Origin of the sequence: Spirillospora sp. NPDC048824 (genome assembly GCF_043198455.1) — a bacterium.
Lineage (GTDB): Bacteria > Actinomycetota > Actinomycetes > Streptosporangiales > Streptosporangiaceae > Spirillospora.
In genome coordinates, this window is the sequence record NZ_JBICUS010000029.1 from 50,559 (window position 1) to 56,836 (window position 6,278).

Annotated in this window: 7 protein-coding genes; 3 read left to right on the forward strand and 4 right to left on the reverse strand. The window is 69.9% G+C overall.

All coding sequences use genetic code 11. The annotated features are described in order from the left end of the window. The first annotated feature begins 38 nt into the window (after window positions 1-38). Window positions 39-383, forward strand: coding sequence for an MmcQ/YjbR family DNA-binding protein (locus ACGFIS_RS35145; protein ID WP_392973790.1), 345 nt, complete (start codon window positions 39-41; stop codon window positions 381-383). Between the two features lie 25 nt (window positions 384-408). Here the strand turns inward: ACGFIS_RS35145 and ACGFIS_RS35150 are convergent, their stop codons facing one another. Together ACGFIS_RS35150 and ACGFIS_RS35155 are read right to left on the reverse strand one after the other, a co-directional pair. Continuing rightward, window positions 409-1,158: a hypothetical protein gene (locus tag ACGFIS_RS35150; RefSeq protein ID WP_392973791.1), complete on the reverse strand. Its 750-nt coding sequence runs from the start codon at window positions 1,156-1,158 to the stop codon at window positions 409-411. Between the two features lie 70 nt (window positions 1,159-1,228). Beyond that, entirely contained in the window at window positions 1,229-2,713 is a 1,485-nt protein-coding gene (locus tag ACGFIS_RS35155; protein WP_392973792.1) for a hypothetical protein, read from the reverse strand. Between the two features lie 527 nt (window positions 2,714-3,240). Between ACGFIS_RS35155 and ACGFIS_RS35160 the strand changes: the two genes are divergently transcribed. Further along, the gene (locus ACGFIS_RS35160; RefSeq protein ID WP_392910975.1) at window positions 3,241-4,689 is read left to right on the forward strand and encodes an MFS transporter; all 1,449 of its coding nucleotides are present in this window, start codon (window positions 3,241-3,243) and stop codon (window positions 4,687-4,689) included. Window positions 4,690-4,794: 105 nt separating this feature from the next. Here ACGFIS_RS35160 and ACGFIS_RS35165 read toward each other — a convergent pair whose 3' ends face one another. After that, entirely contained in the window at window positions 4,795-5,025 is a 231-nt protein-coding gene (locus ACGFIS_RS35165; protein ID WP_392973793.1) for a DUF397 domain-containing protein, read from the reverse strand. Further along, on the reverse strand, window positions 4,962-5,744 hold the full coding sequence (locus ACGFIS_RS35170) for a helix-turn-helix domain-containing protein (RefSeq protein ID WP_392973794.1): 783 nt from the start codon (window positions 5,742-5,744) through the stop codon (window positions 4,962-4,964). Before ACGFIS_RS35170 ends, ACGFIS_RS35165 begins: the two co-directional genes overlap by 64 nt. Window positions 5,745-5,876: 132 nt before the next feature. Between ACGFIS_RS35170 and ACGFIS_RS35175 the strand changes: the two genes are divergently transcribed. Further along, the gene (locus ACGFIS_RS35175) at window positions 5,877-6,188 is read left to right on the forward strand and encodes an ATP-binding protein (RefSeq protein WP_392973795.1); all 312 of its coding nucleotides are present in this window, start codon (window positions 5,877-5,879) and stop codon (window positions 6,186-6,188) included. Window positions 6,189-6,278 lie beyond the last annotated feature (90 nt).

Consider the following 6,278-nt stretch of genomic DNA (forward strand, 5'->3'; position numbering starts at 1 on the left):
ATGCTTTGCTGGAGATCACACGGCCACAGGAGGACACCGTGATCACGGTCGAGCAGGTGCGGGCGCTCACGCGGACGCTTCCGCGCACGTCCGAGCACCTGATCAGGGACCAGGTGAAGTTCCGCGTCGGCTCCATCGTCTACGTCGCATTCTCGCAGGACGAGGCCGTGATGGGCTTCGCGTTCCCCAAAGAGGAACGCGCCGCACTGATCGAGTCGGAGCCCGCGAAGTTCCACCTCCCGCGCGAATCCGACATGCGTTTCAACTGGGTCCACGCCTGGACGGCGGCGCTCGACGAGCCCGAGATGCGCGAACTGGTGCTGGAGGCGTGGCGCATGGTCGTCCCGAAGAAGGTCGCCGCCGCACGCCTCGGCACACCGTGACGCGGCGAGACCATGGCAGGACGCGTCAGTGCGGCGGCGGCATCGGATGGACGGCGTTGCCGGCATCGCAGCCGCCCTCGCCGGGCATCCGCTGGATCCGCGGCGGTGACCACACACTCGTGCGTCCGGGAGCGACACGGGCGAGGACGCAGTCGAGCGCGTCCGACAGGTGCGGCTTGACCGACAACACCACCCCTACGACGTCGCCGTCCGTCGTGAACTCGCGGCGTACGGCCGGATCGAGCCGCAGGGACGCGACCGCCGCACGGACCTTCCCCTCGTCCGCCCTTCCCCCGGCCGGAACGCGGGGCAGCGCCTTCTCCAGTCGCTCGGCGGGGATGTCCGGCGTCCGCGGCCACGGCTCGAAGGTGAGCGGCTCGCCCGCCGGGCACCGCACGCCGCGCGGCTCGTCCTCGTGCCATTCGGCGCCCGCCGCGAACCGCAACTCGAAGCAGCGCTTCACGGTGACGGGCCCGTGGGCGTCCGGCCACTGCGCCGCCGCGGTGCCGGAGACCCGGACGACCACGCGCACCCCGTCCCCCTCGCCGGTCGTTGCGCCGGCCACCCGCATGACCTCGACGCCCCGGAGGTCCGCCGCACGGTGCGCCACGTCCTGCGCGGGCCGGACCCGGGAGCTGTAGAGCCTTTCGGAGATCTTCACGGCGGCTTTCCGCGCGTCATCGGCGGCCCGGTCCTCGGCCGTCCCGGCACCCGGAACCCCGCCGCAGCCGGCGGCCAGCAGGGCGGAGACCAGAACGATCGCGAGTCGGCGCATACGTCCATGATCGAGACGAACCGGGCACGGCGGCATCCGCGTTCCTACTCATCTTGATCAGAGGACGAACTCAGGCCCGGCTGGGCTGCGCCTCGGGCTCTCTCTCATCCGGCGTTCCCTCGCCGGCCCCTCGGGACGGGTCGGCCGGGACGCGGCGGCGGCCCCACGCCAGCGCCGCGGCGAAGCACGCGAACGGCATGGCGGGCAGCATGTAGCGGTAGTCGAAGTCCACCGTGACCGGCGGAACGGCGAGCAGTGTCACCCCGGAAACCCAGAACAGGGCGGTCCGCGCGCGCGCCCGCCGCCACACGATCCCCGCCGCACCGACCAGCAGGACGATCCCGAGCACCGTACCGGGCACACGGGCACGCTCCTGGTAGCCGCGCATCACCCCGGCGTACGGCTCCACGATGTGGAGGCGTCCCGTGCCGTGCGAGTACTCGTGCACGACCGACCGCCGGTCGGCGCCGCCGAGCACGGGCAGCCCCGGTTTCCGCGCGGTGGGCCGTGTCGGGAAGTGGTACCTGGCCTCGGTGCCGACCGTCGGATACCGGCTCCGGTTCCACGAGAACGTCCGGACGAAGAAGTCGTACGACACGACCTCCAGATAGTCGCCCGGCTGGTTCCGGATCGCCCACAGCGCGAACCGCTGAGCATCCTGGTTGGTCTTCTCGTCGAACGCCTCACCGTTGGACCACCCGACCGGCGAGTTCTCCTTCCAGATCTGGTGGGACGAGGCGGGCCGGTCGCCCTTCTCGCCGTACGGGCACAGCCGCGCCAGATCCGGGGGCGGCGTGAACGCGTCGCAGTCCGCGAACGCCGCCGTGCGGCCCCACAGGAAGATGCCGTCCGTGCCGGTCATCGCGAACCGGCCGTGCTCCTGCTGGAACCACATCGCATACGCGCCGGCCGGCAGCGCGAACGTCGCGGCGAGCGCCACATACGCAGGCCATCTCGTCCGCCGGACCAGCAGGTACAGCACCACGATCAGGAACAGCGGCGCCCCCACCGTCCGCGTGACGGCCGCGAGCCCCAGCAGCGCCCCCACCAGCGCCGCCCGCCGCCACCCCGTCGCGCCCGGCTTCGCCAGCGCCAGCATCGCCCCGAACACCAGGACGGTGAACAGGGTGTCCGACAGCAGCAGATGCTCAAGCTCGATCTGGAAGGAGTCGAGCAGGACCGGCGTGACCGCCAGCGCCGCCCACGTCCGCCGCACCTCGAAGTCGCGGACGAGCATCCGGTAGCCGACCACCGCCACCCCGACGATCGCCGCGTGATGCAGCGCCGTCACCAGCGCCAGGCTGTGGAACGGCTTCAACGTCCACAGGAAGATCCCGTATCCGGACGGGCGCAGCGGATGCGGGAACGGGTCGTTCGCGATCGCCAGGAAGTCGTAGCTGTCGTTGAACCACAGCGTCCCCCGGAACCCCAGCATCACGATCACCCGGAGCACGACACCCGCAAGCAGCACCACCGAGAACAACCAGTGGCCCCTGAGCACCGCCACGGCGGCCCCGACCCTCGGAAGACGGTCGGCGAACGGGGAGAGCAACACGGGAACCTAACTGTGGACCTGCGGGCGAACGGCGATGGATGTCGGCCGCTTCACGCCGGGGGCGGGGATCCTGGCTACATCACTCCGACCGCCCACGCACCGCCCGAGATCCTACCAGCGGCCCGTCCAGCGCCCAGCGCGCCTCTCGTCCGCGGGCCGAGGCCTTCCCGGCCCGGGACCGGTCGTGAGGGTCAGGGGGCCGAGCGATGGCAGAGGAGGACATTGCCGGATTCGAAGGGGCGGACGACTGGTCGTTCCTGCCCGAAGCGGCCGCCGCGATCGCGCAGGCCGGCGCGTACATCCGCGCGGCGGGCTCCTAGAAGGTGCGCCCGCCCGGTGGCCTACCTCACACCGGGAGCGGCCGACGCCCGGAGAGCCCCCGCCTGACATCCCGTACCGCCTGACATTCCGGGTCTTGACGTGCGCGTTTGACGGAAAGCTGACGAGATCGAGTTTTCCCTTAGCGTCACTTCTGTCCGCCGCTGCCCGTCATAGCGGCGACTCACCGGATCCCAGTTAGGCAGAAGATGACACAGGCATCCCGGCGTCGAGGGCTCGCGCTCGCACTCCTCGCCGCCACCCAGTTCGTGCTCGTGCTCGACGCGTCCATCGTCGGCGTCGCCCTGCCGTCCATCGGGACGGACCTGGAGTTCGCGCCCGAGGACCTCTCCTGGGTCGCCAACGCCTACACGCTGACGTTCGGCGGCCTGCTGCTCCTCGGCGGGCGGGCCGCCGACCTGGCCGGCCGGCGCCTCATGTTCATGGCCGGCATGACCCTGTTCGCCGCGACCTCCCTCGTCGGGGCGCTGTCGGTGAACGCGGAGATGCTGGTCGCGGCCCGCGCCGTCCAGGGCGTCGGCGCCGCGATCGTCGCCCCGGCCGCACTGTCGCTGATCATGACCCTGTTCCCGGCGGGGCCCGAGCGCTACAGGGCCATGGGCGTCGTCGGCGCGGTGGCCGGGGCGGGCGGCGCGGCCGGGTCGATCCTCGGCGGTGGCCTGACCGAATGGCTCGGCTGGGAGTCCACGCTGTACGTCAACGTGCCGATCGGCATCCTGGCGATCGCGCTGTCGCCCCTGCTGCTGCCCGAGGCGAAGGACCCCGGCGCCCGCGGCTTCGACCTGGCCGGCGCGGTGACGGCCACCGGCGGGCTGGCGTTGCTCGTCTACACGCTCGTCGACGCCAACAACGCCGGCTGGGACTCCGCCCAGACCCTCGGCCTGGGAGCGCTGTCGCTGCTGCTGATCGCGCTCTTCTTCGTCATCGAGGCGCGTGCCGCGCACCCGCTCGTCCCGCTGCAGATCTTCCGCCTGCGGGGGCTGCGCGGCGCCAACATCGTCGCCCTGCTGAGCACCATGGCGATGTTCCCGATGTTCTTCTACATGACGTTCTACATGCAGCAGGTGCTGGACTACGGCCCGGTCAAGGCCGGGCTGGCCGCGCTGCCGCTCGCGCTGACGATCGCGGTGACCGCCGGGGCGGCGTCCGCCCTCATCACCCGCATCGGTGTCAGGGCCGCGATGGCGGCCGGGCTGGTGGTGACCGCCGCCGGGCTGGCCTGGTTGTCCCGCATGTCGGTCGACGGGAGCTTCCTGGTGGACGTCCTCGGCCCGTCCATCGTGATCGGTGTCGGCGGCGGCCTAGCGTTCGTCACCACCACCGTCGGGGCGACGTCGGGCACCCGCCCGGAGCAGTCCGGCCTCGCGTCCGGCCTGTTCAACACCGCCCAGCAGTTCGGCGGCTCACTCGGCCTGGCGGTCGTCGTCGCGATCGCCACCGCCCGTACGACCCATGTCATCGAGGGCGGTGAGCACGTCATGGCCGCCGCGCTCACCGAGGGCTACCGGATCGGCATGCTGACCGCCGCGGGAATCGCGCTGGTGGCGGGCCTGCTGGCCCTCGCGCTGATCCCGGGCCGCCCGGCGGCGAACGAGAGCCAGGACCGACCGGCCGCCCCAGACCCCGTCAAACTCTGACCCCCCATGGGAACCCGGGGTCTCAGGCACTCGCCCGCAGTGCACCGCCCATTCGCGTCGCAGAGCTCCGGCGACCCGGCCGGAGCTCTGCGGGGGGTCGGAAGACTACTGCCGCTTCAAGTCGGTCAAGAGCGCGCGAAATGAACCGGGGGCGAGGAGGAGCTTCGGCCCGTCCGGGTCCTTGGAGTCCCGCACGCCCACAACCTCGGCCAGTACGGCAACCTCCACGCACTCGCCGCCCTGGTCGTTGCTCCGCCGTGACTTGCGCCATGTCACATCGTCCACTGGTTCATCGCCTTTCGAATGAAGTCGCGGGAGTCGCTGACGCTGAGACATCGCGCCTGCATCTCTGCGAACGCGCCGACGCAGTGCAAGATATCGCTCGCTTCCTGAGATGTGACGCCTCCGGTCGACATCTCCTGATAGAGCAGTTCCTCGCCGGTCGGCTGGGTGGCGATGCTGAAGGTTCCCGAGACGCCCCGGTAGTACGCCGTCGGAGCGATCTGGAGGGTCACGTGATCCCACATCGATGCCTCAAGCAGGTGCTCGCATTGGCGATACATCACTTCAGGGGTACCGACCTGCCGCGTCAGGGTGACTTCCGCCAGGACCACCACGATTCTGGGTGGTGCCTCGCGCTCCAAGATCTGCTGTCGCTTGAGACGGCCTTCGAGTGCCTGCCGCGTGGGCAGTAGGACCCGGGCGTACTCTTCCGTTTGCAGTAGTCCGACGACGAATGTCTCTGCGTACATTCGCAGCAGCTCCGCGGACGACTCGGCCACCGAGTAGTCGGTGAAGAACTTCGGGTGGGCGGAGGACTTGAGGATGTCGTCCCACACGTCGGTCAGCGTGGTGCCGGAGCCGAGGGCTTCGTCCAGCCTTACTGCGAAGTCCCTCCTGCAGCGGGTCGTTCCGTTCTCCACCTGGGCTATGTAGCTGCGGCTCACGGCAGCGCGTTCGGCGAGGTCAAGGCGCGATAGGGCGGCCTCGTCGCGAAGCCTGGCCACTTCCTGGCCGAAGGCGATGGTCTGAGGCGTCGGTCTGCGTGCAGCCAACTGGAACACCCCCTAGAAACCGGCTCACACCACCTGGGACCGGTGTGCGTGAGTTGTTGTTCTTTCGTGGTCACATTACGCCCTGGAGTGGATTCTGTGCGGGGAGTCACGAGAAATCGGAGGTGATCGTTCATGCAGGGCCCCGCGGAGATCGTCGTCCCGGTGCAGGCCGAGTCGATCAAGGTGGTGAGGGACTGGGTAGAGGAGGTGCTCGCACGGCTGGACCAGGACACCTACCTGGCGAAGGTCGTGGTGTCGGAGCTGCTGACGAACGTCCTGCGGCACACCGAAAGCGCGACGGCGACCGTGCGGGTCGTTCAGGCCGACAAGGGGACGGTCGTGGAGGTCTTCGACTCCTGCGACGTGCTGCCGGTCGCGGCGTCGGCGGACCTGTTGAGCGAGGGCGGACGCGGCCTGGCGATGATGGGCGCGCTGGTCACCTGACTTGGCTCACTCGCTTGGATGTCGTCAGACCTTGAGCCTGTTGACCTGTGGATACGTGTTCGGGTGAGTGTGGTTTCACGCACTAAGCGG

Bases quoted from the DNA above. Each gene is read 5' to 3' on its own strand.
- ACGFIS_RS35165 (WP_392973793.1), bottom strand. From the start codon at position 5,025: ATGTCTCAGCGTCAGCGACTCCCGCGACTTCATTCGAAAGGCGATGAA.
- ACGFIS_RS35160 (WP_392910975.1), top strand. From the start codon at position 3,241: ATGACACAGGCATCCCGGCGTCGAGGGCTCGCGCTCGCACTCCTCGCC.
- ACGFIS_RS35175 (WP_392973795.1), top strand. From the start codon at position 5,877: ATGCAGGGCCCCGCGGAGATCGTCGTCCCGGTGCAGGCCGAGTCGATC.
- ACGFIS_RS35150 (WP_392973791.1), bottom strand. From the start codon at position 1,158: ATGCGCCGACTCGCGATCGTTCTGGTCTCCGCCCTGCTGGCCGCCGGC.